Consider the following 26,142-nt stretch of genomic DNA (forward strand, 5'->3'; position numbering starts at 1 on the left):
TATAAAAAATCAGGTTTATTATTAATTGCAATTTCTCTTCTCCCCCATAATTTAAACTTCATCTGTTAAAAAACATGTCTGTACAATATATAAATCTATTTATTCCTTTTTTAATCTTAATATTAATATCTGCCTTTCATTATTTTCAGAAATAAATTTGCTAATGACATAATTTTCAAACATATTACGGAACAACATAAAAGCTTGGTCAGAAAAGCCATTTTGGATTAATGTAAAAACAGCTAAATAAGTTTGTAAAGATTTATTTGACAAAAGCTGTAATACCTTACATTTGTATTGATTATTAATCAAATCTTCCTTATACCATATACTTTTTATATGATTACGATAATTTATATTCTCTGTCAAATACTTTTCATACTCAGATTCACATTGACTAATAAAAAAATTAAGTGTATCTTTAGGAATTCCATATTTCAATTTTTTATATGTGACTCAAAAAATTCTTCTGTACCCATTTCAGAAAGTTTTTCTTCAAATTTCTCTTGTGAACTACAATTTTTAGAAGTATTATTACATAATGCTTCTAAACAAATATTTTTTAATAAATCTTTTTCCATTTTATTTACTTTGCCTTTCTATATGCTAAGAATAAACATGGGGGTCAGGCTTGACAAATCGACAAACTAATCTCATCAATCTCTTCTCCAACATTGTATCTACTTATTATCTTAGATATTCCTGATTAAACGTATTAGCCATTCTCACAACAAAATTCCATTGGCGCTCCATATAGGTTTTCAATTGGCTTGTACTTTGCTGATAATCGGCATATATCATTTCCAGATTATCAAAATGATCTGCGATTGCACAAGCAGCGCAATAGCCACTTTCCATTCCTGCGGAAATACCCTCTCCCATTGGATTCAGGAACCCGGCAATCTCTCCTGCAAATAGTACTCGACCAAGACCATAATCAACATGACAGCCGGGGCCAATATGTGGCATCAACCATTTTTCAGCTCTTATTTGCTTATCAATTCGTAGGTGGTGATGAGCTTTCATGTAGGCGATAAACCGTTCATAGAAAAACCCAATTTTCCCCATATCTTTGACCGATACACCCAGTACTAAAAGATTGTCTTTTACGTTAAACCATGCGTCATACTCTGATAACTCCGGCTGCAAATACGCATAGAAATAGTGAGGATCTAAATCTATGTTTCCTTCGTTGAATGTCTGAAATGTAGTGATATATTTCGGGCTGCCTTTAATAATTTTCCGCTTTAACGCTCCTACAACACCCTCACAGTCCAAAACGTATTTTGCTTCCTCAGTATAGGTTGCTTTACCGTGTAAAGTGACCTCCACAGAACTATTTTTTTCTTCGCAGGAAAGAGCGGTTGTGCAATCCCTGATTTCCGCACCGCTTTCTTTTGCTTTTGTTGCAAGCCAGTTGTCAAAAGAACTGCGCCAGACATTAAGTCCTTCTTGCTCAAAGCGAAACTCTTTCCCTTTGTCATCTGTAAAGATCATTCCCCGGTTTTCAATCGGTTCACACATAGACAATGCCGGGATATCTTCGCCAAAATAGAGGTTTACCAAATCCATTGTTTTTTTGATCAAAATCCCGGAACAGGATTTATATCTTGGCATTTTCAACTTCTCTACAACCAAAATCTTATATCCTTTTTCGGATAGAATTTTTGCGGCGGTACTGCCGGTTGGTCCCGCACCAATAATTATTATATCGTACATTCTCTTTTCACCTCCGTATAATCATTTTAAGCCTCTTATTAATTCCTATTTATCGCTATAATAAACAATTGTTAGTCCATATTTTTTACTATTGAACATTTTCCTACTTTTACGACGCATTATAAGAATATCATAATATCCCCTGACACATAAAATTTTTGAATTTTATCTTTGAAAATCCGAATGTCATCTATAAAACACCCCAAAATACAGGGTCAAAAAATGCACTTTTTTGGTCCAGTTTTTGCCCGTTTTTTGCTCCAAAACCACTACATATGGTGGTTGAGCTTCCTCATTTGCCCTCCGCACCACATTTCGTCATCATTATTATCGTTTCAATGTGCCTTGAGATGACAATAAAGATGTCATTTGGACCTGATATCCCCTTGACCGGGTACCTCTTTTCCTTAGTCCAGATTAACAATAGCCTTTATTCTTCTTACCCCCGATGATGAACTTTGCTCCTTTATGACTTTAAAATAACCCAGTTCAGATGTATTAGAAACATGAGGTCCTCCACAGATTTCTAATGAATATCCTGGAATCTCATAGACTTTAACAATATCTTCATATTTACCTTCGAAGACTCCTAAAGCTCCACTTTTTTTAGCATCATCTAAATTCATTTCCATATATTTAACCTCAAGATTCTCTTGGATCGCTTTATTAACCAGACTTTCAACTTGATCTATTTCTTCTTTCAATAACTTTCTATCAAAAGAGAAATCAAATCTTAACCGCTCAGAGTTTATATGGCTACCTTTTTGATAAACTTGGTTCCCTAGAACTTTCCGTAATGCACTATTAAGTAGATGAGTAGCTGTGTGTAGTCTAACACTGTTACTGTTATGTTCTGCCAGGCCTCCTTTGAATTTTCCAGCAGCTCCGCTTCTAGATTTATTCTGATGCTCTTCAAACTTTGTTTTAAAACCTTCTATATCAACAAGTATTTCTTTTTCTTGTGCTAGTTCAAGAGTAAACTCAATGGGAAATCCATAAGTATCATATAATCTAAATGCTAGCTCTGAACTCAAATATTCACCAGCTTTTATTTGATCAAAATACTTATTTGCCACTTTCAATCCACTTTGCAAAGTCTTGGTGAATTTGATATATTCCTTACTTAGTTCTTCAATTATATAATTTTTACAGGATTGGACTTCTGGATATGCTACATTATACATTTCAATAACTTTTTCAGCTAATTCAAGCATAATGTTCTCTTCAATACCTAATTTATATATCATCCGTATTGTACGTCGAATAAGTCGTCTAAGTATATACCCCTGCTCAGAGTTTGTTGGAACTATCTTTTGCGGATCAGCGAGAATAAATACAGAAGCTCTAATATGCTCACATATAATTCTGAAGCTATTTTTATTAATTTTGTCGTAACTAACTCCACTTAGTTCTTCTAATCTCTTAATCAGTGGCCTAAACAAATCTGTTTCATATACATTTTGGAGATTATTTGCTAGAATCAGTAACCGTTCAAAGCCTAATCCTACATCTATATTTTTTTGCTCTAGCTCAGTCAGATTTCCTTCTTTGTCTTTGTAGTATGTCATGAAAACATTATTACCTAATTCAATATATTTACCACAATTACAAGCAGGTCCACAATTTTCACTACAATCGTGTGTATCATTTACATAAAACATTTCTGAATCAGGACCACATGGCCCTGTTTCACCTGCCGGTCCCCACCAATTTTCATCATCACCGTAATAAAAGATTTGATTACTACTTAGACCTAACTCAAGCCAAGTCTCTACCGCTTCCGCGTCATAAGGTACAATCTCATTTCCCTTATAAACCGTCACTGCTAATTTTGAAGAAGGTATTCCAATTTGCGCTGTAAGAAATTCATAGCTCATAGAAATAGCTTCTTTTTTGAAATAATCACCTAAGGACCAATTACCCAGCATCTCGAAAATAGTTAAGTGATAATCATCACCTACCTCCTCAATATCTCCTGTTCTTACACATCTTTGCACATTCACAAGGCGTTTTCCTAATGGATGTTCTTGTCCTAAAAGATAAGGAATAAGTGGTTGCATGCCAGCGGTTGTATATAATACACTAGCATCATTTTCAGGAGCTAACGATGTGGCTGTGACTACTTCATGTCTCCTTTTTTTGTAGTATGATACGTAGAGTTCTCTCAATTCATTCGCTTTCATAATCCTCTTCCTTTCTTAAAAATAATATAAAAAACCCTAAGCTTTCAAAGCTTAGGGCGAATTCTTAATCCGTGGTACCACCTAAATTCAGAGATTAACTCTGCACTCATAAAGTACGGGTAAATGATAATACCGATACTATATCCTATGATAACGGTGGATCTCCGTTGAAGCCTACTCATTATTTCAGTTCAAAGCTCCAAGACTGCTTCAATATATGGATTGTGAAGATTCGCACCAACCATCTTCTCTCTGAACAATACCTATATATTTACTATTTCTCTTCTTCGCCTTTATTATTAATTCCAATAATTATACTACTAAAGTTTTTCTTTGTCAAATGTTAAATTCTACTTACTCTGCACATGAGGTGTAAAATCTGCAAAGTTCATACTCGCATAATCTATGCTATGCACAATATAATCATCTATATATTTCTGTGAAATTAACCACACATAGTTGTGAGAGTTATAGTTAGAGCAAGCCAATACATAGTCAATATTGGAAGAAGATTTTACTAAAGTTAAAAACTCTTTGCTCATTGCTAATATTACAGGTTGTGGTTTTTCATCATAAACGACTGTACCTAACGGAGAAGTATCCTCAATCAAAAACATTTTAATAACTTTTTCATTTGAAATCATATTTTTGCTTTTCAGATTGGTTATGTATTCATCAAGTTTTGGATAATGGTTTTAAAAGCATTTGAAACATTGGCTATATAGTTAGAATATGAACTAACACCTTTTATAGTATCATGTAAATATACTCCCTCTTGATTATTGGGAATTTTATCAAATTTTCTTTCAACCCTTGCCTGTTCTTGACGATTTACACTACCTTTTCTTTTGTTTTCGTAACAATCAAATTCAAAATGTTCAATTAACAATATATAGTGCAGTTTTTAGCTTTATATGCAAAAGCCACCCACGCCAGCTAGATTTTCACTTTGTAAATCACTTGTTGAACTGCAATCTCTTAGCTTTGCGTTATATATTGTTGCGGCAAATCCACCAAAACCTAATTTTGCTATTGTGTCAACAGTACTGACTGATATAGATAGTTCACTTATGTCAACATCTGCCTTACAGTTTTCAAAATTTATATAACCGCTAGATATATTTCCGCCGTCTACATATGATATAAATCCACCACCACATACATGGAAATAACTAGCCAAAACAAAGTCTATATTATTAACTTTACAGGAATCAATAACGAGAGGCACCTCTCCGCCGTTTAAATATCCCGTAACACCTCCAAATCAACGATAAAAGGATACCAACAATTTGCTTATCAGCGTGGTGTATTCAGTCGTCCGTTTTTGAACTATATATATGCAATGGTTCCATATGTGATACAGGAAGCTGAGCTGATAAAAGTCATTGAAACTATGAAAACTTGGTTTCATCACGAAACAAAATAATATTACTATAGTGCTTTAAAGAAAAAATCTATAAAAATCAAATGAATGAGATATGAGCAATACACTCTGTACATACCTCTTGTCCTTACACAATAAAATCTGACTACTCTCGAACCAAGAGCCGTTGCAGCTTAATTCCGATGCAATGGCTCTTGGTTCGTTATAATCCGAGTATAGTCCAGAGTATCCTTGCAAAAATATGGTAAAAAATCACCTGTACAATTTATTAATTAAGTATCTCAACATTCTAAATTCTTTTGTTGATTTTGATACCCCTCCATATCCCGGGAAAATAGTTTCTTCTATATTACCTTACAATGCTGTAATATACATAATTTATCCATTTCCCAAACATCAAGCATATACTTGCTCTATTAATTTTTTTGTAGTAATTAATATAGTTGAAATTCTAATTTTACCATAACTCATTTAACTTATCAGAATAAAAATCTATTGCTTTTTTGAAATCTAATATACTTTCATCTGCTGATGTCTCTGCAATAATTTTAAGTAATAGTTTCATAGCTTCTGTGTGCTCCCCTAAATTGTAAAGAGTCATGGCTAAAAATACCTTTAGAGAATTAATATCGTATTTTCTTATTCCTTCTAGTAGAAGTTGTTTGGATTTTTCATACTCTCCTATCGTACGATAAGTACTTCCAAGTCCTAGGTAAGCTTCCTTCAAATCTTTTTCTGGTAGTCCAAGCTCTATTGCTTTTTCATAAAAAGGCACAGCTTCCTTTTCTAATCCAAGCACATCAAAACTCCAAGCACACTGATAGTTGACCTCCGCATTATTTGGAAATGTCTTTACCAATTCAACAAGCATTGAATTAGCTTCATTTAATTTACCATTTTCTCTAAGTTCAATAGCTTTCTTCAGTATATTTTTCATGATCATCTCTCCTTTCAAAATATTATTTACAAATCACCTAAACAGGATAACCTTTATTTCCTTTTTACATTTGTGCTAAATCTCAACTTCTCTTAAGTTCATATTTAATGCCTTCCCTCCGACCTTAACTTCACAAATATCACTTTCTTTAACATTAAGTTTTACATTTATTTCCGATGGCATATTCATAGAATATCCTTGTTCAAAAGTAATGTTGTGACATTGGGACGCATCAAAAATGCCATATTTATATAGATAACAAGCTAAAGCTCCGCTTGAAGTCCCTGTTGCTGATTCTTCATCTATTCCATATAGTGGAGCTAAATTTCTGCAGTATGCATTTGAATTACTGACTGAATCAAGCACAAACATATGATATCCAATAACATCGTATTTTCTGCTTAATTCTGCTACTTTTTCAAAATTAGGCTTGATAGTATCTAAAATCTCCATGTTCCTTATTGGTATAAGTATATCTTTAAGTCCAGTTGAAACAATTTGACAAGGAAATAGCATATTAAAATCATGAACATTAATATCTAATGTATCTGCTATCTCTTCATAATCAATAATTTCATAAAATGATGGATTAGTCTGAGTCATCATGATTATTCCATTTTCATCAACTTCAACTGCTAAAATCCCCGCTTTTGTTTCTTGAGTATATGTTCCAGGATTAATACATTCTGTTTTTAACAATACTGAAAATGCAGCAATAGTCGCATGACCACAGAGGTCAACCTCTTCATTTGGTGTGAAAAATCTTACTTTGAAATCCGCTTTGTTTGACTTCATGATAAAAGCTATTTCACTGAATCCTATTATTCTAGCAATTTTTTTCATAACATCTTCACTTAAATTATCAGCATCTAAAACTACTCCAGCAGGATTTCCACCTTGCTTTGTCTTAGCAAATGCATTTATCGTATATACCTTAACCTTCATATTATCTCCTCCTAAAAAATCATCTATATTTCAATTCTAGTTCCTATATTTAATTCATCAGCTTTATGAAGTAAATACTTAGAAACTGCTATGTCTTGCAATGCAATTCCCGTACTATCAAAAATTGTAATATCGCTATCCAAGCTTCTTCCACTTCTTCCTTCTAAGATCCAAAATACTTCTTACATCATCATCATTTAAAACTCGTATATCGCTCATATAAACCTCCGCAATTCTAATTATTCAGTCTTTACTATTTCCTATATTTAAGCAATTAACAACATTATGCTTTCTTTTTTTTCTTAATTTCATCTAAATATGAATAAATTGTAACTGGAGATACCTGAAGTTTATTAGCCACTTTGTCTATAGCTCCTTTTGTAAGAAATATGCCTTTATCATACATAAACATTAATAACTCTATATTATCGCTTCTCTTCATTCCAGTTACATCAATATCTCCAATGGTATTATCTATGAGACTATCTATTATCTCAGAGACATTATCAAATGAATCAATTGTTGGTACATCTGGTTCATTTGATACATTAATATTTTCTGACAAGAATATGTTTAGAAACGACTGCATTTTGATAAACTCGTCTATTTCAAAGTTCATGCAAAATGCTCCAATTACCTCATCATTTTCATCTCTAATTAATGATGTAGATGATTTTATATTTTTACCATTTTTTAATTGAAATGTATAATTAGCCTTATAATCATTTTTAAAATCTTTCGACAACAATACATCTTTGATTAAATGATCAAAAGACTGACCTATTCTTCTATCCGTTATATATCCGTTTGATACATATACAACTGAATTTTGTGGAGTTGACAAATCGTGTATAACAACTTCACATTTATTACCAAAGGACTCCGAAATCATATCAGCTAATGGAATATATGATTTTAATTTTTTTGAAATAGTCATATTAAACTCCTTATACATAAAATTATCTTTCAAATTTTTCTTTTGCCAAACCAATCGGAAACTCCATTATACAACCTTTATCTGGATTTACAATTTGGCTAATTCTAAGATTTCCTGCAAGTGAAAGTAATAATCCACTTTGGGCATCCGTAAGCGAAGAATGCTCTTGCAAAAATTTATGCATCTTCTGCGCTGCCACTACACTGCACTTATCAAGTGATACATCTGCAGCAGTAGTAATATAATTATTTTGTGCAATAATAAATGGTATGGGAATATCGCTACGTCCCTTAAGAATATTAACTTTTACAGTTACTTCACCGCTCATCTCCAATGCACAAATAACTGTTTCTCCATCTCCCTGTACCGCATGTATGTCTCCCAAAGAAAACAAAGCCCCTTGTACATTAACAGGCAAATACAACACAGCTCCCACTCCAATATCATTTATATCCAAATTCCCGCCATGTTCTCCTGGTGTTTGGGTTGAAACACTACTGTCTTCTGGAGCAGTTCCAATTACACCTACCATAGGGCGAATCGGAATACAAATTTCATTATCAAACTTTATCATTCCATCTTCTATCAGAAACTTACGACAATGACAACCATCGATTTCATAAATGCCAGCACCATTACGTGCACACATTGAACCCTGATCCATAAGATCTATTGCCTTAATCTCTACTCTAAGAACATCACCAGGTTCTGCCCCTTTTATATAAAGAGGACCTGTTGCTGGATTATTACGCTTCATATCTATATTATTAAAATCATAACCGTCTGTAACAATTTGTTCACAATAACAATCTTGACAACAAAACTTTACTATGTCTCCATTTTCAGCATAAGCAACAGGCTCTATTTCAGAATCAAAAGAAAAATGAATTTTGTCTTTTTCAATACAAATCATAAGAAATCACCTCTACTTCCCTTTTTATTAAATTTCTTTTATCAATGGTTTTTAAAACCATCAACAATTAAGTGATTTAGTGATCAGATTTAAGTCCTGCTCCACACATAGGAAGCAAGCTGTCAGAAGTTTTCCCATTTAAATCACAATATTTTAAATATGCAGCATATGTAGCCGCTGTTGTATGCTCGCAATAGATACCTTTTGCCGAAAGAGCTTTTCTAGCTTCGATTATTCTGTTTTCTGGTGCCGTAATTATTTCAATATCATATTTATAAATATACTCCAAAATTTCTTCACCGCGCATCGGTATGCCAATAGCAATACCTTCAGCCATCGTCGGTTTAGGTATTACTCCAACTGGATTCATTTTTCCAGTAATAACTGCTTTTGCAAATGGATCACAATATTCACTTTGGACTGCAACTATATTTGGCATTTTATCTATGAGATTATTTTCAAATAATTCTTCTAATGCTTTTATAACTCCAATAAAAAGTGTGCCGTTTCCAAGAGGAATGAATATATTAGAAGGAATTCTGTTAAGTTGTTCATAGACTTCATAAATATAGGTTTTTGTTCCTTCATAGAAGAAAGGGTTATAGACGTGACTTGCATAATAGCTTCCCCGCTCCACTATTTTCGACCTACATACATCTGCACAATGATCCCTAGTTCCAGAAACGACATTGACCTTTGTATTATGAGATTTAATCATATCAATCTTTTTAATTGATGTTCCTTCTGGAACAAATATCTCACAATCGATTCCAGCTTTTGCACAATAGGCTGCGACGCTATTTCCAGCATTGCCACTACTATCTTGCACAACAGAATCCACGCCAATTGATTTACAATGAGCAATCAATACAGCCGCACCTCTATCTTTAAAGGACAAAGTAGGCATAAAATAATCCATTTTAAGTAAAACATCTTCATCAAATTGAATCACAGGAGTCATCCCTTCGCCCAAACTGATTTCTCTCCAACTTTCTCCTATTAAAGGCATGAAAGCTCGATAACGAAAAATACTCCATGTATCACGATCAACTAAAGACAGATCAAACTTAGGAGCTTTCCAATCTAATTTCCAAAGTCCACCACAATCACACTTTGCTTTTCTAGTTGTTACTTTTTCGGTTACACCGCATTTTAAGCAAATATATTTCATCTTTGATTCACCTCCGCAATAGCTTCAACTTCTATAAGGCTTCCATAGTGTAGCTTCCCAACAGGTAAAACAATGCGTGCAGGCTTGTGTTTTCCAAAGAAATCACTATAAACTTGATCTACTATATCCCACTGATCAATATCTGATATATACACTCTACACTGAACAATATCATCTCGAAAAAGTCCAGCTTCTTTCAAAACTCTGTCAACATTTTTCAAAGCAAGTTTAGCATGCTCCTCTATTCCACCCTTTGGTACCTGCTTAGTATCAGGGGCTATAGCTAGTTGTCCCGATACATAAAGCATTCCATTGGAAATAATACCAGGTGTATAATGCCCATTATTCTTATTTTGAAATTCAGGTTTAATCTTCTCCATATTCGTACAATTCCTCTCTATTTATTTCTTATTATTATTTTTGATGTATATATCTCTCTTTAATTATCACATTAATTATAAATATATCTATATATTTTTTTATACGTATCATATAATTTTTTATAAGTATATCATTTTCTTTGTTTCTTCGTCAATAAAAACTGCATTAAAAGATTGTTATAGCTACTTTTTATTAAGAGAATAAAGATTTCTTCCTGAATAAGGAATACCCTGTAGAGTAAACAAAAAAGTCCAACATCGGACTTTTTGTTGACGAAAGCTTAAGTTTAACATACGAAAATATCCTATATGTTAGTGTGAATATGAATCACTAAGCATATTTTATTTATACCTCTTAAAAATTTTTACGTCTATTTACATCACTTTGTTTTGTGAAATCTCCTCTTGCATATGACCCATAAAGTATAATTGTATCGCATTGGTATTTTTCTATTAAAAAATTTTTCGGTTTGTTTGTGAATTTATTCATAAACTAATTTTTTTCAAATAATTGACACATTGTTTGCTACTTATATCTATAAATGCTTATAATATAACCTCTGCTTTTGTACCCGATCCTAATGTACTACTTATTTTTATATCTCCACCATGTGCCTTTACTATATCCTTTGCTATAGCCATTCCTAGTCCTGAGCCTTTATGACTCTCACCTGTATTTGTTCCTCTATAATATCTATCAAAAATATGCTTAAGTTCTTCTGGGTTCATCCCTTTTCCATTATCTGTTACAAATATGTGTGCTTTCTCATCTTTAATTACTTTGACTTCTATTTTCACATTATGATTATTATGAATAAGAGCATTATATAAAAGATTATTAATTACCCTTTTTATTAAAATATCATCTACTTCCTTATGGATAACACTTTCTTTGCAAATAAAATTAATATCTCTATCACTATACTTAGGATCATTTAATATATCAATAACCGTTCTCCTAACTAATTTCACTAAGTTAATTTCTTTTTTATCAAGCATAGAAGCTTTATTTTTAAGTTTTGTAGTTAAATTCAAATCATCTACAAGCTCTTTTATATAGTTTGATTTTTTATTTATGGTTTCTGCATAAGATTGGATTTCTTCCTTAGAGAACTCATACTCATCATCACTTAAAATCTCCGCGTATCCCTTAATAGATGCTAATGGAGTTTTTATATCATGAGATATATTTGCAATCCATTCCTCCCTCATTTGTTCTAGTTTCTTTCGTTGGCTTTCATTATTTTTCAGTATATCTGAAAGGTTATTTACGTTAGAATAAACATCCCTATAGATTCCTTTTGGACGGTAATAAACATTATAATTTCCATTTCCTAATTTTTCTACTCCATTAATAATATTCGTTAAAGGTTTTGTAAGTCCTCTGCTAAATAAATAACCAAAAAACAGAGCAATTATACCATCAATGAAAATAATACTCATTATACTAATTTTTATAAATTTTGCCATCCTATTTATATCATAAACAAAAACTCTCTTGTCAAATTTTTTCATAGGCAGTCCAATAATATAACTATACGATCTGTCTCTAATTATTTTTTCTCCTATAAACATAGTTGAACGAATATCTAATCCCGCTCTATATTTATAGGCGGAAACAATCTCAACAGGTGTATATTTCAATCGAGCATTTTTAGGTTTTTTATAATGATAAACTTCTCTTCCATACTCATCTAAAACTTGTATCCATGCTTTTTCATTGTCTAGAATTTGTTTTCCTTCCTCACTTACATATACATTTTCTTCACTACTTAATACATAATTTTTAAAATTCCTTACAAAGTCCTCTGGTCCAAAATTCTTTAAAAGATCATTATTTTGATTATATGAATATTGTCCTATAAATACACTTATAGCAACAATTATATTTATAAAAACTACAATAATAACCACTGAAATTACAGTAGCTAAAAATCTAAATGTCAATTTCCATTTCATTTTCTACTCATCCTTTACAACCAGTTTATATCCCAGACCCTTAACATTTATAATGTGCTTAGGCTTAGAAGGATTATCTTCTATTTTTTCTCTAAGCCTTCTTATATGTACCATTATTGTATTATCAAAGCCTATATAATCTTCTCCCCATACCTCATCACAAATTCTTTCTTTACTAATAATTTTGTTTGGATGCTTTGCCATATATAAAAATAACTTCAACTCCTTAGGCTTGAGCTCAAGAATCACTCCATTCTTTGTTACTTCCATTTTTTCCTCATTTATTTCAAAAGGACCTAAAAGTATTCCCTTTTTCTCGTGAAAATGTATCATATTTCTTTTTAGGTGTGCTTTGACCCTATAAGCAACTTCTTTTGGGCTAAAGGGTTTTGTTACATAGTCATCTCCCCCTAAAGCAAACCCAAGGATTCTATCCAGCTCCTCTGATTTTGCAGATAAAAATAAAATTGGAACCATAGAGGTTTCTCTAATTTTCTTGCAAATCTCATATCCTTCCTTATCCGGAAGCATAATATCTAAAATAATAAAATCAGGATTTACATTCTTGAATAACTTCAGCCCTTTCTCTCCTGTTTCCGCTGTATATATTTTTTTAAAACCTTCCTTTATTAATACAGTTGATAATAAATTTAATAGATCTTCTTCATCATCTATAATTAATATTTTCTTTTCCTTTATTACGTTTCCCATCATTCACACTCCTTAAAAATACTCTAAATAAAAGTTCAAAACCCACCGCTATTTAGCTGTAGTATATACTATTTTCCTATTATTTAATAATATGATAAAAAACCTGATATTTTTTCTCAGGTTTTTTATCATATTGAAAATATCATATACTTATCTTTTTTCAATTGCTTTTGTAGGACATGCTTTCATACAATCCCCACATCGAATACATTCCGAACTATTCGGATTTTTACAAACTTCTATACCCATCTTGCACTTTCTTACACAAACATTACAACTTGTTTGCAGGAATAACAACAGTTGGTCTAACAGATTGGATTGAATCCTCTTTTTCAGCCAATTCTTTTGGTATATAATATACTAGACCCATCTCCTTATATATGTTTCTTTCACCTTTTGCAGCTTCATCCTTGTTTTCTGTTTGCTGTATTTCATTTTTTCCCTGATTATCTGCACTTTTACCACAAACTACTATTAATGCGCCTACTGCTAACACCAAAATCAGTGCTAAAAATTTTCTTTTCATCATTCATTCCTTCTAATCATTTAATTGTTTTCTTATTGTTCCTTTGAGAAAGCCTTTAAAGTAACTTTCGGTAGCAATACAATCCCTGCTGTGAATATTGCTATAAGCATAATTAGCGCTATTATAGGTGTTTTGTACCTTATCAGCTGACAACTCATCATTCCCCAAAGGGGTGTAAAGGATAGATATTTTTGTAATCCTATAAACCCTAAAGGTGTTTCTAACATATAGGGCAGTCCCATTAAGATTCCTCCAAATATGAAAGGAACTGCTGCTGACTTACTAATAGCTGATAAAAACAATCCTACCTGTGCAAAGAAGAAGGAGCCTATTATGATGGTTACAAGCATTATCAAAATCATTTGAAGTACAGTTATATCTGATCCACTTTTTCCAAAGTACCAAAAATCTTTCAAAGGTAAATCTAATCCAGCAAATTTATGACTTTTTAAAGCAGATAACCACATGGCTAAAAAAATAGAAAGATTTATGATAGAAGCAGAAACTCCAGCAGCTACAGATTTAGCAAACACTATTTCTCTTTTGCCATTTTTCGTCGTTTTTATTAATCCTGCCATATTTGAACTATATTCTAATGTATAAGCTCCTGAAAACATCATAAACATCATAAGTCCCATTAATGGAGTTATATTATATGCTTTATTAAACAGGTCCCCATAAGTTTCTTGTATTGAAATATCTGTTATCATAATCCAGCTTAAAAACAACACGCCTGCCCATACTATGAACATTCTTTTCTTTAGAAGCATTTTTCTCATTTCTAATTTTATAAGTTTTCCCATCCATTACACCTCCCTAATATTTTCTAAATCAAAGTAGAACATATAAACATCCTCAAATTTTGGCTCTACATCTTGTGTCTCTTTATATAAAGGCATCTTATCACTTATAACTCTGATGGCTATATCATTAACACCACGTTGAATGTTGACTGTTTTGTATTTATTTTGTATTTCGTAAACCTCATTCTCACTAGTGGTCTTTATGCTATAAACTTTACCTTCCATCCCTTTAAGAATATCTCGATGGATTCCTTTCATAAGTATAGCTCCATCCTTTATCATAATGGTTTCCTTTGCTATAGATTCTATATCTGAAATAATATGGGTAGAAAGTATTATAATCTTATCTTTAGAAATTTGTGAAAGAAGATTTCTAAATCTTGCTCTTTCTTGAGGATCAAGTCCTGCTGTTGGCTCATCCAACACTAAAATCTTAGGATCATTTAATAATGCTTGTGCAATTCCTACTCTTCTCTTCATTCCACCTGAAAACTTACCTACTGCTTTATTTCTCACTTCATATAATCCTACAAGTTTTAAAAGCTCATCTATTTTTTTTGTAGTTTCCTTTCTACTTAATCCTTTTAGAGCTGCTACATACTGTAAAAATTGTTTTGCGGAAAAATTCTTATATACACCAAATTCCTGTGGAAGGTATCCTATTAAAGCTCTATATTTCTCATCTAACCCTTTTATATTTTTATCATTGTAGATAATTTCTCCCTTAGATGGTGTGATTAAGGTTGTTATTTGTTTCATAAGAGTAGTCTTCCCAGCACCATTAGGTCCTAGAAGCCCGTATACACCATTTTCAAGGGTAATAGTTATATCATCATTTGCTTTTTTTCTCCCATAGGTTTTCGTTAAATTTTTTATTTCAAGTCTATTCATGAAATCATTCCTCCTTCAATTATTTAGTTAAAATCTTCTTAAATGTAACTACACAAAGTATTACACCTATACATGCAGTTCCTATTAAGATCCCATTACACAACTTTATAATATCTAAACTTTTTCCAAAAATATCAACTTCTCCAGCATACATACCTACAAACTTATCAGGATAAAAAATTAGCTCAATATAATTTCCTTTTTTTAATATGTTTAATAATGAATCGGGTAACGATTTAATAACTGTAAAAACTTTACCAAATCCTACAAATATTGATGTTGCACTTATAGATGCTAAGGAATTAGTTGTAATAAAGGAAAAAAAAGTTGATAAAACTGCTATACTCATAAATATAAGTGCCATCGTTCCAATTTTCAAAAGCAAATATTCATTGATTGTATATGCACCGTTAAGAAGCAGTCCATTATCTAATATTCTAAAAGCTTCAAGCTCTCCATTTACTGGTTTCCCATATTGAAAAAAGGTCATTGAGAGCACTATTCCTAAATATAATCCATAGATAACAATAGGGAATGTTAAAGATAATAATAACTTTGAATATAAAGCCTTCAACTTATTCTTAGATGAAAGAATAATATTATCTACACCCGAAACTTTTTCATCCGTATATATATTTGAAAATATTAGGACTACAATAATTACCATAATGATAGACATAATAGGATGATCTGCTCTATAATCTAGCACCTTATAAAAGTCCACATCCTTATATTCTCTATTTTTCATAAATCTTAAATGATCTCGTGCAATCTCTACAATTTTATTGATAGATGGATCCTCAATATAGGTATTTGCAATTTGCTCCATTTGCTTTATTTTTTCATTAAATTTTTCCTGTGCAATTTCTTTTCGAGGTCTTTTATCTACTATTAACTCGTATTTATCATTCCTATATACATTTTCTGTTTCCAATGTAGGCTTTAAAAAAAACATACTCACAGAAAGCAAAATAAATAATGCTAAAACGATTAATCCTGTCTTGCATTTTAATATCTTTTTTAATTCCCAAAGAATCATTAAACTGTTCCCTCCTTGTCCTTTTCTTTAAATTTATTATACAATCCCAAACTTACACCATAATAAACTAAACCTTAATTAAACCTTAAAAAAAAAAGTTGTATAGTAGAAAATTCTACTATACAACCTTTTAATAATCTCCTTATACTAATTTTCATCATTTTTCTTCAATTGGAATAATTCCATAAATACCAATACTATTGTTTATTAAATCATTTGATATATTTGGAATATTTTGCAATGCAGTTTGAATAATAAACCCATTTTCTGCTCTGCTAATTTCATTTTTCTCAAGACTTTTTAAAAGTACAGTTAAACAATGTTGCACACACTCTTCTTGTACTTGTTCTGAAAAAGCTTTACCCACTCCTCCTACAATAATGTAAAATTTTCTTGGAATATTACTATAATCTTTAGTATCTATTGATTTTATATGATAGTTTTCTAAGTCACTTTCTACTTTATCTAGTTCAGGTATATCCAAATCAAAAAACTCACCCATTTCTTTAATTATATTATCAATTATATTGGTACATCCTAAATGAAACATTGTCTCATGAAAGAAGGAAAATTGGGAGTGTGAAAAAGAAATGCCATCTTTTTTGTAACTATACTTAGTAATATTATCCATAAGCTTATAAATATCTTCTTGTTCATGTATTTCATTATTTGCTAATATTTTTTGTAATTGTCCCTGTAAATGATTACTAAACATTAATGTGTGTTCCAACTCAACTTTTCTCAATGCACGAAGTTTATCTATAAATTTAATCACCTTTGAAATTCTAAATGTTTCAGCCATAAAACCATCTCCTTTGATTTTAGTATACACTTGTATGCTACATTGTATACAAATGTATACATTTTGTCAATAAAAACATCTATTATGCCACACACAATGTATGGTTATATCCTAATAAAATTTTCTTAATCAAAACACTACTTAATCATTTAATTTTATATGATTGGGAACTAATTTCTAATGTAAAAATAGATTACTTATAGAAGTTCCATTGATTTCATATACTTTGAATAAACTCTTAACAAAAAAATAGTTAGTTATAACATCTAAAATCTAAGTAAATTTTGGCATATAACATTAAGTAGATAATAACAATACAATTTCTTTGGTATCTTAAAGCAAGAAATCTATTACGGAAACACATTTTATAGTTTTGACAAGTTAAAAGCAGAAATAGAAAAATATATAGATTATTACAATAATAAACGCACAAAGCAAAAACTTGGCTACTTTACTCCTGTCCAGTACAGGCTAAATTATCAAGTCGCATAAAAATAGCGTAGCAGATTTACTACTACGCTATCAAGTCTAACTTATTGGGGTCACTACAAATTAATCTTCTTTACCACTCTGTTTTTTATGTTGATAATATTTTCAAATCGCGGTCTATGACCGCTGTCGCAAAAGAAATCGCCGTTAAACTCTGAAATCATTTTGCTCAATATTTTTTTGAGATTATATTTTCTGAAGTCTTTAAAAGTATTTTTAACTATGCTTTCATAACATACTGCGTTAGCTTTCAATCTTTCAGATAAGACTAAGCACTTACTTTCATCATTCTTGCATTTTGGATATTCAGTGCAAAACCGACAGGCGGTATATTCTTCACTGAATGGAAATCCTTTTAATACAATCAATCCTTTTCCTCGCTTCGTAAAGTTTGGCACAAGCATCATCATCTGCTCAAACTCCTGTAACCTTGTGCCGTACATAAATAATTTTGACATTATCGTCTTTCTCTCTTTCTGATTTTAGGTATAAAAAAGGCAGAGCCTATAGATCATTAAGTTGATCTAAAAACTCTGCCTGTGTTGAAACCTATTTAATTTACATTGATTGGTATAGAATTCTACAATTTCATTTTATCTGAGTGTTTATTGAATACATATACTATATCTGAATAACAGCAAACCCCTTTAGGATTATTAACTGCACAATTGCTATTCTTCATAGCACCAGTTGCTTCAATTACATCTTTTACAGTTAATGCTCCGTTCTCAATTGCTACTATTATATCTTGTTCAGTTACATGGTTACAATAACAAACATATTCACCAATAACAGGCTCTTTGCTCTCCGTACTGCAACAAGAACAACATTTTTCTTCATTCATTGAATATCCTCCTTTAGACTTTTTAGTCTTTAATATCCTGAGTATTTAAACTCTTATAGTATCCCTAACTCATCAAAATAGCTATGTCATCTATATTTTTGCCCTTTTTTAGGGTCAACAAACGTCATTTTTTTGCTATTTTTTGACCCCAAAATTGTCCAAAACCACTACATATTGTGGTCAACTTCTACTTTTTACTCTTCGAACCACAATACGTCATCAGAATTATACTCTCAACATGCACCGACCACGGGAACATGTCTACCGGCTGGACTTCTTTCAGCTTGTATCCTCCTGCTTCCAACAGCTTGATATCTCTTGCCAGTGTAGACGGATTGCAGGATACGTATACTATTTTTCTTGGAGACATGCTTGTTATTGTGCTTATAACCTCTTGCTCACAGCCTTTTCTTGGCGGATCTACAATTACTGTGTCGGCTTTTATGTTTTGTCTGTACAGTTTTGGAACTGTTTTTTCTGCTTTGCCTGCATAGAATTCTGTGTTTGTTATATTGTTTTTAATGGCATTTTCTTTTGCATTTACGATTGACTGCTCAACTATTTCTATCCCGTAGACTTTTTTTGCATGCCTAGCTGCCATCAATGATATGGTTCCTATTCCGCAGTAGATGTCAAAACAGACTTCATCTTCTTGAAGATTTGCGTACTTAATTGCCGTATTATACAGTTTTTCTGTTTGCGCAGGGTTAACTTGAAAAAATGTTTCCGGCGATATGGTAAAATTCAAGTCGTCTATTTTATCATTAATGGTTCCGTCACCGTATAGAACAAGGTTTTTTCTTCCCATAACTAAGTTTGTGTTTTTGCTGTTGATGTTTTGTACAACAGTTTTGATGTTAGGATTTTCTCCTGTCAATTCCTTAATAAAGGCTTCGCCGAATTTGAAATTTTCTGATGCGGTCACTATTATGAACATGAGCTCATTTTTTCTGTTATTCCTTATTAAAACATTTTTTATTGTTCCCTTTCCTGTTTTTTTGTCATAAGCTTTTATATTGTGCTTTATCATAAGTTTCTTAAACAGTGCAATTGCTTCATCAGCTTCACTGCTCTGAATAAGGCAGCTGTCTATATTAACTATATTGTATGTGCCCTGCTCGTATGGCCCTATAATTATTTCACCTGCTTTTTCTTTAACTGAAAATGCAGTTTTGTTTCTGTACCTGAAAGGGCTATCCATTCCTATTGTATCATGCACTTCAGCATCATTAAAATCGATCCCTGCTCTTCTTAATTCGTTTATTACCCGAGATTTTTTGAATTTAAGCTGCTCGCCGTAATCCATGTGCATAAGCTGGCATCCCCCGCACTGCTCATAGTGAGGACAGACAGGGCTTACTCTGTAATCAGACTGCTTTATAATTTCGATTATTTCTCCAATAGCATAGTTTTTTTTGACTTCTGTTATTTTTATGCGCAATATATCTCCGGGAACTGCTCCATGAACAAACACCACAAAGTTATCTATTTTGGCAACACCTAGAGCCATGTAATTCAAATCTATTATTTCAGCTTCAATTATTTTTCCTGTTTGCAGCATATTATCTCCTTAATGTATTATTAGTACAATTATACTATTATAATAACTGATGTCAACGCTCTTTACAGCATTGCACAGAAAACATGCATGATATGATTATAGCTAAAAAGTCATAAATAAACGCTGTTATAACAGTCAAACGTATGATGATAAAATTATCACCATTCAGGCTGGTTAGCACAGCGTATCTTAAAATTCAACAATAGAGATGTTAAAAAGCTAGTAGTCCAGTTTTAAAACCCACATCAGAGTTTCTAAATAAATACTCATAAATCTTTCTCTGGATATTCCGATATCTTCTTCGTTGACCGTCAATACTTTAGGTTCAATTAACTCATGAGTAGTTACCACATCCATCATCATTTTTATTTCATTATCATTCCCAAGCAGTGCATCTTTAACGTCATCTGACAGCACAAGCTCTTCCACTATTTCATTCATGTCTTTGTTCAACAGAACATCAATAGAAGAAAGCATTCCGGCCGTGAAATATTCAAAATGCCTATCCGCCCTGCCTGTTTCTGCTGCCAAATGCTCCATTAATTTTGCTCTTATAAAGCATGTCTTTATTAATTCCTTGTTTTCAACATGCTGTATATCCTTTAGAACCATTACATAAATCCATTTTCTTATTTCTGATAAACCTAGTTGAACTAATGCCTGCCTTGTGTAGAGTATTTTGTTCCTTGATCCGAAAAACACTGAATTAGCAAGCTTTAATAATTTATACGAAAGACCTAAGTCGGTTTCTATTATGTCTGCTATTTTCTTATATTCCGGCTCTGGCTTATTTATTTCTTCTAATATTTTCATAAGGTTTATGCTCAAACTATCTATCTCTTTGCCCTTTATAATTACGGGCTTACTAAAAAAATAGCCCTGAAAATAATCATATCCCATTTTAAGTGCCAATTGATATTCTTCTCTTGTTTCAACCTTCTCAGCCAAAAATTTGATTTTATTCCCATACTTTTTAATAAGCTGATGCTGTTCTTCCAAGTTCACTGCAGGAAATTCTATTTTTACAATATGCGCAATATCTAAAAGCGGTAAATATGATTCACTAAAAACAAAATCATCTAAAGCTATTATATATCCGTTTTCTTTTAACTTTTTGCACGCCTCAATTACGTCTTCATTAATTTCAACTCTTTCTAGAACCTCCACAACCGTTGAGTCAGACGGCAGTAGTAAAGGTATTTCCTTAATAAGCATATCCTGCGAAAAATTTATAAAGGCATTTGTACCTCCTGTAAGTTCACGGAAATGCATAGTTAAAAATGCATTATTAATTAATTCAGCTGTTGCTTGATTATCATCGGTTCCCTCATAATAATTGTTCATACTTCTTCTATATAGTAGTTCATAACCGAACACATTCATATTTCTATCAAAAATAGGCTGTCTAGCCACATAAACATCCATTATAACCCTTCCTTTTTTATATTCAAGTCCTTACTTGCATTGGTTTGTAAATATATAAATACCCTTGTATCAATTATTCAAACCCGTTTTAGACAATTATTTACAATTTATGAAAATGCTTATAATAGTTCATCTCGTCATACATATTCATAAATTCCGGGTTTATTAACGCTTCCACGTCATTAATTTCATCGTTGCAGGTTTTAACGAAATGTTTTACAGAAATGTGAATATTGATCTTTATGATTTTAGTTAGAAGCGAATTAAATAGAAACTAGAATGGATGAGCACTGTAGAATACAAGTTCAGCCTCTCAGCGAACTAAAATAATTGCGTAGCAGTTAAAAACTACTACGCAATAAAGTCTAACTTATTGGGGTCACATCACTTCACATAATGAAGCTCTGAACTGTTTTTTATAATATAAACATTTTTGTTACAGCAAATTCTTCTATGCTGTCTGATGTATATTTCACTGTGTGTGAATCTGCCTGCTCAACTCCGGGATAAAATGAAGCGTGCTTTGCATCCTTATGTTCTTTGTAATTTATTTCAACTTCAAATTTTTCAGGCATTTCGATCTTGCATGCTCCTACTCGTTTCAGCCCATTTTTTACTCCTTCTTTAATCAAATCGCAGGCCAAATCCGGATTTATACTGATAGCAGCTCCTCCATTACCTTCTTTGACAGCAAGAGTTTCAATGGATTTATTGAATTCCTTCGCTTTTTCACATAGCATTTTATCTCCGCTTAAAAATACAACCGGCACACCGTAAGCCGCTGCCAGGTATGAATTTATTACAAATTCTGAAGCTCTCTCTCCGTTTATTTTAATATAATTATTTCCCAGGTTCATGGTATGTGCCAGCGGACTTCCGTCTGTACCTGCTCCCGAATGGTATCCTATAAAAATTGCCGCATCAAATGTTTCATCTATTCCGGCTACCATGGAATCAGGAGTATTTGTCCATCCACGACTGAGCTTTGCACATCTGGGTAGTTTTGTAATATCTATGTTCCTTGCTGAATCATGAGCATCCTTTATAAATATTTCCTTTGCTCCCATAGCAATTGCGCCTTCGCATGCAGCGACTGTTTCTTTAGTCATCTGGTCAGCCGACTGTGCGTAATCAGAGTTGCCAAGTGTTGTTTCGCTCCAGGAAGTAACACCTGTTATACCTTCAATATCCACACTTATAAATACTTTCATTTTATCCCTCCATTTATTAATGTAACGACATATGCCGTTTATTGCAACACAAATCTCTCCTAATTTTCCAAAAGTGAAAGCACATTATTAACTTGCAGAACTACTCCTGTCTTCAGGCACTCTTCATCAATATCAAACGTATCTGTATGAATTGCCGATGTTATACCTTTTGAACTATTACCGCACCCAAGGTGAAAAAATGCTCCCTTAGCAGCATCCGAAAAATATGAAAAATCTTCCGCACCAAGACTTGGAAACTCTTTATATACAATGTTTTCACTGCCTAAAACCTTTTCAGCATTTTCCTTTACTATATCCACAACCTCATCATTGTTAATCAGTGCCTGATATCCGTCATAGAAATCTACAGCTCCTTCACCGCCAAATGCAGCAGCAGTGCTCTTTACAACGTTTTCAATTCTCTGTTTAACAAAAATTCTTGTGTTATCGTCCAAGACTCTTAATGTTCCAGACATCTCAACTTCATCTGCTACCACGTTGTCCTTTACTCCTCCTGAAATTTTACCTAGGGAAATCACTGCGGAATTAAGTGGAGAAATATTTCTGCTTACAATCGTCTGAAGTGACGTAATTATGCTACCTGCCATTGCAATCGCATCTATTCCTTTGTCGGGATACGCTCCGTGGGCCTGTTTTCCTTTTAGCACTATCTTTATTGAATCTGTCGAAGCATTCAACTTTCCGTACTTAAGCTCAACTTTTCCTGCATCTATGTAAGGCATTACATGAAGTCCCAGCATATAGTCAACGTCAGGATTCTGCATACAGCCTTCTTCCACCATTCTTTTCCCACCTCCTATGGTTTCTTCGGCAGGTTGAAAAAACAGCTTCACATTTCCTTTGATCGACTCTTCTGAATCGGCCATTTCTTTTAATATCTTCCCAACACCCAGAAGTATGGCTGTATGGGCATCATGGCCGCAAGCGTGCATAACACCGCTATTAACGGAGCTATATTCCGATTCGTTTTTTTCACAAATAGGCAGCGCATCAATATCTCCTCTAATTCCTACGCACCTGCCTTGCTTTTTTCCTCGAATTATTCCTACAACTCCTGTATCTGCGCATGTATAGTTTTCTATATTCCATTTAGTTAAGTATTCTCTGATTTTCTTTTGCGTTCTAAATTCATTCTGGCTAAGTTCAGGGTATTTATGAAAATCCCTTCTTATGTCAACGAGTTCCCTGTATATTTCATCGACTCTTTTTTGAATGTCCATAATTTCTCCTATAATCTTATCTTATATAAAAGATTCTTCTATTACAATAGTAATCCGAAGAACCTCTCTTTACCTTAATTTAATTCCGTTGCATTTTCATCATCATTGGTTGCAGATAAATTTATATCATATAGTTTATATACTTCTTGTATTATTTTTTCACCATCTGCCAGATAAAATGATAACTTACCCATAATTTTGTCTGTACCGGGTAATGTCATAGTCTCCATGTTATCGGCAGAAAACCCTATGGCATCTTTAACAAGACCAAGCATTTCAGTTAGCGTAAAATCTGTTTTTATGTGCGGATATACCGCACTTATGACGCTTGCAAGCTTAAGACTCATAGCTTTTTTAGCCGCAGCCTTTATAAATGCCTGCTGTGTCTGAACTCTGCCCAAATCTCCATTTGGGTATCCATGATATCCGGGGTAATTTGTCTTTCTAAACCTTAGCAGTTCCATGGCATCATCACCATATATTATCTGATTGCCGGCAGGTACATTTATATCCAACGGAGGATCATCATATGGGTCAGTGTATCTCATATGAAAAGGAACATCAAACTCTACTCCTCCCAATGCATCTACTGCTGCTCTTAGCCCTGAATACTTGATTGTGGCATAGTTGTCAATAGGAATACCTGTCAAGTCCTCAACTGCTTTTACAAGAGCTTTTATGCCGTCATCCTCCGTGCCGTATATCGCATTGATCTTTTGAAGTTCATCATACTTTGCGTACCCTTCCCTGTAATAATATGTGTCTCTGGGAATGGATATCAAACTTGCTTTTTTTGTTTTCCTGTCATAGCTGGCAAGCATGATTGTATCTGATCTTGATCCTTCCAGTCCCACCAGGAGAACATTGATTTTATTGCTTTCATGTATAGCTCGTTCTAAAGGAGTTTTAAATTCATCATCTGTCTCTTCTTCATCTATATCATTATCACTTGGAGCCGCCTCCGCAATTTCCTCCGGTGATAAATATTTTAAATATGTGAAAATCCCTGCCGAAGCAACCAGGGAGAATATTATCAGAGAAAATATAAATACCTTAAAAAATTGTTTCATAAATAATTCCGCCTTTCAATTTTATAAAATGCTAATTCTGCATTTCAACATCTGCGATACCGTATATTCCATCCATCATTTCAGCAATACCGCTTTCATCGGGTATGTAAAAAGATAAGCCTTCCAGCGTTGTTTCTTCTCCCGGTAGAGTTCTAACATTAATATTATCTGTGGAAAAGCCCACCATATCATTGGCCAAGCCCAATACATCAGTTATATTTACGTTTGTATCTATATTTGAATATGCTTCTTTTATCAATGCCGGAAGCTTAAGCCCCATTGCTTTTTTCATAGCAGATTTTATGAACTGCTGCTGAGCTTCTATTCTTCCCAAATCTTGATTTGCATATCCCTTTCTATACCTTAAGAAGTTCAGTGACTGCTTTCCGTCCAATACCTGAATTCCTTCCGGAATATCTATGTACAACGGTGGATCATCATAGGGATCAGAATAAACCATATGGAACGGAACATCTACCTCAACACCACCTAATAAATCGACACATGAAATAACAGCATCATAATCTACCAAGACATACTTTTCAAGAGGAATTCCCAAAAGATCTTCTATGGATTTTACCAGGGCTTCAATTCCTTCACGTGAGTACAGAGCGTTAATCTTTTTTAAATCCGGGCTGTCATCCGCATTTCTTGGAAGATATGTATCTCTCGGAACAGACACCAACTCGGCAGTTTTACTTTCCATATCATAGCTTGCCACCATTATTGTATCTGTTCTTAGGCCTTCAAGTCCCACAACCAAAATATTGAATCTTTTCTTATCTTTCGCAGCTATTCCTAACGTCGTGTTATAATCATATGTGCTGGATTCATAAAATTTCAGTTTTTCCGGCAGATTTGATTCCGGCAGCTTAATTGTACCTATAACAACATCTTTGTCTACAAAAAAAATATATCCTAACGAAGTAACACTTAAAATAAATGATATTAAAAAGGCTGATGCAAAAAAAACTTTCAAAAAATGTTTTATCATTCGTAGT

The 26,142-nt window shown here is 32.8% G+C and carries 32 protein-coding genes, 1 pseudogene and 1 other annotated feature; of the genes and pseudogenes, 1 reads left to right on the top strand and 32 read right to left on the bottom strand.

What is annotated here, in order from left to right; genetic code table 11:
- Positions 1-99: 99 nt before the first annotated feature.
- The 24 genes from RBQ61_RS16375 to RBQ61_RS16485 form a co-directional block, all read right to left on the bottom strand.
- Positions 100-441, bottom strand: a complete 342-nt coding sequence (locus tag RBQ61_RS16375; RefSeq protein ID WP_308138287.1) for a DUF5677 domain-containing protein — start codon at positions 439-441, stop codon at positions 100-102.
- Positions 438-581, bottom strand: coding sequence for a hypothetical protein (locus RBQ61_RS16380; protein WP_308138288.1), 144 nt, complete (start codon positions 579-581; stop codon positions 438-440). Before RBQ61_RS16380 ends, RBQ61_RS16375 begins: the two co-directional genes overlap by 4 nt.
- Positions 582-687: 106 nt before the next feature.
- Complete coding sequence (locus RBQ61_RS16385) at positions 688-1,719, bottom strand: NAD(P)/FAD-dependent oxidoreductase (RefSeq protein ID WP_308138289.1); 1,032 nt, start codon at positions 1,717-1,719, stop codon at positions 688-690.
- Positions 1,720-2,126: 407 nt separating this feature from the next.
- On the bottom strand, positions 2,127-3,902 hold the full coding sequence (locus RBQ61_RS16390; RefSeq protein WP_308138290.1) for an alanine--tRNA ligase: 1,776 nt from the start codon (positions 3,900-3,902) through the stop codon (positions 2,127-2,129).
- Positions 3,903-3,951: 49 nt separating this feature from the next.
- Positions 3,952-4,199 (bottom strand) — a binding site (T-box leader).
- A gap of 53 nt (positions 4,200-4,252) precedes the next feature.
- A complete protein-coding gene (locus RBQ61_RS16395; RefSeq protein WP_308138291.1) occupies positions 4,253-4,546 on the bottom strand; it encodes a hypothetical protein in 294 nt (97 codons plus the stop codon).
- Positions 4,547-4,566: 20 nt separating this feature from the next.
- Positions 4,567-4,791, bottom strand: coding sequence for a hypothetical protein (locus RBQ61_RS16400; protein WP_308138292.1), 225 nt, complete (start codon positions 4,789-4,791; stop codon positions 4,567-4,569).
- A gap of 21 nt (positions 4,792-4,812) precedes the next feature.
- Positions 4,813-5,082: a hypothetical protein gene (locus RBQ61_RS16405; RefSeq protein ID WP_308138293.1), complete on the bottom strand. Its 270-nt coding sequence runs from the start codon at positions 5,080-5,082 to the stop codon at positions 4,813-4,815.
- A gap of 661 nt (positions 5,083-5,743) precedes the next feature.
- Positions 5,744-6,223, bottom strand: a complete 480-nt coding sequence (locus tag RBQ61_RS16410; RefSeq protein WP_308138294.1) for a tetratricopeptide repeat protein — start codon at positions 6,221-6,223, stop codon at positions 5,744-5,746.
- Between the two features lie 75 nt (positions 6,224-6,298).
- On the bottom strand, positions 6,299-7,168 hold the full coding sequence (locus RBQ61_RS16415) for a PhzF family phenazine biosynthesis protein (protein WP_308138295.1): 870 nt from the start codon (positions 7,166-7,168) through the stop codon (positions 6,299-6,301).
- A gap of 23 nt (positions 7,169-7,191) precedes the next feature.
- Positions 7,192-7,338: a hypothetical protein gene (locus tag RBQ61_RS16420; RefSeq protein WP_308140136.1), complete on the bottom strand. Its 147-nt coding sequence runs from the start codon at positions 7,336-7,338 to the stop codon at positions 7,192-7,194.
- A 113-nt stretch (positions 7,339-7,451) separates the two neighbouring features.
- Positions 7,452-8,105 (bottom strand): transcriptional regulator, encoded by a 654-nt coding sequence (locus RBQ61_RS16425; RefSeq protein WP_308140137.1) that lies wholly within the window; start codon positions 8,103-8,105, stop codon positions 7,452-7,454.
- 22 nt (positions 8,106-8,127) lie between these two features.
- On the bottom strand, positions 8,128-9,018 hold the full coding sequence (locus RBQ61_RS16430; protein WP_308138296.1) for an acetamidase/formamidase family protein: 891 nt from the start codon (positions 9,016-9,018) through the stop codon (positions 8,128-8,130).
- A 76-nt stretch (positions 9,019-9,094) separates the two neighbouring features.
- Entirely contained in the window at positions 9,095-10,189 is a 1,095-nt protein-coding gene (locus RBQ61_RS16435) for a threonine synthase (protein ID WP_308138297.1), read from the bottom strand.
- Positions 10,186-10,569: a RidA family protein gene (locus tag RBQ61_RS16440; protein ID WP_308138298.1), complete on the bottom strand. Its 384-nt coding sequence runs from the start codon at positions 10,567-10,569 to the stop codon at positions 10,186-10,188. The genes RBQ61_RS16435 and RBQ61_RS16440 overlap by 4 nt, the downstream gene beginning before the upstream one ends.
- Before the next feature lie 355 nt (positions 10,570-10,924).
- A complete protein-coding gene (locus tag RBQ61_RS16445; RefSeq protein WP_308138299.1) occupies positions 10,925-11,059 on the bottom strand; it encodes a nucleotidyltransferase family protein in 135 nt (44 codons plus the stop codon).
- Between the two features lie 56 nt (positions 11,060-11,115).
- The gene (locus RBQ61_RS16450; protein WP_308138300.1) at positions 11,116-12,528 is read right to left on the bottom strand and encodes a sensor histidine kinase KdpD; all 1,413 of its coding nucleotides are present in this window, start codon (positions 12,526-12,528) and stop codon (positions 11,116-11,118) included.
- 3 nt (positions 12,529-12,531) lie between these two features.
- Positions 12,532-13,239 (bottom strand): response regulator transcription factor, encoded by a 708-nt coding sequence (locus tag RBQ61_RS16455; protein WP_308140138.1) that lies wholly within the window; start codon positions 13,237-13,239, stop codon positions 12,532-12,534.
- A 150-nt stretch (positions 13,240-13,389) separates the two neighbouring features.
- Positions 13,390-13,488: a 4Fe-4S binding protein gene (locus RBQ61_RS17675; RefSeq protein ID WP_374049887.1), complete on the bottom strand. Its 99-nt coding sequence runs from the start codon at positions 13,486-13,488 to the stop codon at positions 13,390-13,392.
- Between the two features lie 22 nt (positions 13,489-13,510).
- The gene (locus RBQ61_RS16460) at positions 13,511-13,768 is read right to left on the bottom strand and encodes a hypothetical protein (protein WP_308138301.1); all 258 of its coding nucleotides are present in this window, start codon (positions 13,766-13,768) and stop codon (positions 13,511-13,513) included.
- A gap of 29 nt (positions 13,769-13,797) precedes the next feature.
- Complete coding sequence (locus RBQ61_RS16465; RefSeq protein WP_308138302.1) at positions 13,798-14,475, bottom strand: hypothetical protein; 678 nt, start codon at positions 14,473-14,475, stop codon at positions 13,798-13,800.
- Complete coding sequence (locus RBQ61_RS16470) at positions 14,429-14,572, bottom strand: hypothetical protein (protein WP_308138303.1); 144 nt, start codon at positions 14,570-14,572, stop codon at positions 14,429-14,431. Before RBQ61_RS16470 ends, RBQ61_RS16465 begins: the two co-directional genes overlap by 47 nt.
- The gene (locus RBQ61_RS16475) at positions 14,572-15,459 is read right to left on the bottom strand and encodes an ABC transporter ATP-binding protein (RefSeq protein ID WP_308138304.1); all 888 of its coding nucleotides are present in this window, start codon (positions 15,457-15,459) and stop codon (positions 14,572-14,574) included. Before RBQ61_RS16475 ends, RBQ61_RS16470 begins: the two co-directional genes overlap by 1 nt.
- Positions 15,460-15,478: 19 nt before the next feature.
- Entirely contained in the window at positions 15,479-16,498 is a 1,020-nt protein-coding gene (locus RBQ61_RS16480) for a hypothetical protein (protein ID WP_308138305.1), read from the bottom strand.
- A 157-nt stretch (positions 16,499-16,655) separates the two neighbouring features.
- Positions 16,656-17,300, bottom strand: a complete 645-nt coding sequence (locus RBQ61_RS16485; protein WP_308138306.1) for a hypothetical protein — start codon at positions 17,298-17,300, stop codon at positions 16,656-16,658.
- A gap of 318 nt (positions 17,301-17,618) precedes the next feature.
- Between RBQ61_RS16485 and RBQ61_RS16490 the strand changes: the two are divergent.
- Positions 17,619-17,792, top strand: a pseudogene (locus tag RBQ61_RS16490) (IS3 family transposase); the annotation flags it as partial.
- A gap of 53 nt (positions 17,793-17,845) precedes the next feature.
- Here the strand turns inward: RBQ61_RS16490 and RBQ61_RS16495 are convergent.
- The 8 genes from RBQ61_RS16495 to RBQ61_RS16530 form a co-directional block, all read right to left on the bottom strand.
- Entirely contained in the window at positions 17,846-18,247 is a 402-nt protein-coding gene (locus RBQ61_RS16495) for a hypothetical protein (RefSeq protein WP_308138307.1), read from the bottom strand.
- Between the two features lie 122 nt (positions 18,248-18,369).
- Positions 18,370-18,633: a (2Fe-2S)-binding protein gene (locus RBQ61_RS16500; protein WP_308138308.1), complete on the bottom strand. Its 264-nt coding sequence runs from the start codon at positions 18,631-18,633 to the stop codon at positions 18,370-18,372.
- 187 nt (positions 18,634-18,820) lie between these two features.
- Positions 18,821-20,194 carry a 23S rRNA (uracil(1939)-C(5))-methyltransferase RlmD gene (gene rlmD / locus RBQ61_RS16505; protein ID WP_308138309.1) on the bottom strand — a complete coding sequence of 458 codons (1,374 nt, stop codon included), beginning with the start codon at positions 20,192-20,194 and terminating at the stop codon, positions 18,821-18,823.
- A 219-nt stretch (positions 20,195-20,413) separates the two neighbouring features.
- Positions 20,414-21,619 (bottom strand): EAL and HDOD domain-containing protein, encoded by a 1,206-nt coding sequence (locus RBQ61_RS16510; RefSeq protein ID WP_308138310.1) that lies wholly within the window; start codon positions 21,617-21,619, stop codon positions 20,414-20,416.
- A 416-nt stretch (positions 21,620-22,035) separates the two neighbouring features.
- Positions 22,036-22,830, bottom strand: coding sequence for a M55 family metallopeptidase (locus RBQ61_RS16515; RefSeq protein ID WP_308138311.1), 795 nt, complete (start codon positions 22,828-22,830; stop codon positions 22,036-22,038).
- A gap of 59 nt (positions 22,831-22,889) precedes the next feature.
- Positions 22,890-24,071, bottom strand: coding sequence for a M20 family metallopeptidase (locus tag RBQ61_RS16520; RefSeq protein WP_308138312.1), 1,182 nt, complete (start codon positions 24,069-24,071; stop codon positions 22,890-22,892).
- A gap of 74 nt (positions 24,072-24,145) precedes the next feature.
- Positions 24,146-25,141 carry an LCP family protein gene (locus RBQ61_RS16525; protein WP_308138313.1) on the bottom strand — a complete coding sequence of 332 codons (996 nt, stop codon included), beginning with the start codon at positions 25,139-25,141 and terminating at the stop codon, positions 24,146-24,148.
- Between the two features lie 31 nt (positions 25,142-25,172).
- On the bottom strand, positions 25,173-26,135 hold the full coding sequence (locus RBQ61_RS16530) for an LCP family protein (protein WP_308138314.1): 963 nt from the start codon (positions 26,133-26,135) through the stop codon (positions 25,173-25,175).
- Between the last annotated feature and the right edge of the window lie 7 nt (positions 26,136-26,142).

This window comes from Sedimentibacter sp. MB35-C1 (genome assembly GCF_030913635.1).
GTDB lineage: Bacteria > Bacillota > Clostridia > Tissierellales > Sedimentibacteraceae > Sedimentibacter.